Raw genomic sequence first — 476 nt, forward strand, 5'->3', positions numbered from 1 at the left:
AGTATGGGCTGGAACTCAAGCCCCTGACGTAGCACAAGTTGCAGTCGCAAAAGCGACCAATATCGATCTGGACAATGTAACTATTCATAACCAGTTTCTAGGGGGTGGCTTCGGTAGACGCTTAAGTCAAGATTATATTGCCGAGGCTGCTGAGGTTGCGGAAAAAACCGGACTGACAATTAAACTGGTTTGGTCCAGAGAAGAAGATATCAAGCACGATTTATTTCGACCAGCAAGTTTGCACAAGGTTCGGGCTGCGCTCGACACTAAAGGCCTACCTGTCGCCTGGGAGCATCAAATTGTCGTGCCCAAGATTATGGATTGGTATGTATGGGACGCTTCACCAGCTATGTTTCCTTGGGCGCCTGAGTTTATGTACCCAATGCTGGGGCATGCCGGGCTAATGACCGAGGGAACGCCAATCACTCCAGCTGATACTTCGCCTTATGAAGGTGCTGCCGACTTTCCTTATACGA

The 476-nt window shown here is 49.4% G+C and carries 1 protein-coding gene; it reads left to right on the top strand.

Translation table 11 applies throughout. The annotated features are described in order from the left end of the window. Positions 1 to 476: molybdopterin cofactor-binding domain-containing protein (locus A3766_RS09345; protein WP_156508821.1), on the top strand; the 476-nt coding region annotated here is incomplete at both ends.

The organism is Oleiphilus sp. HI0132 (genome assembly GCF_001635845.1).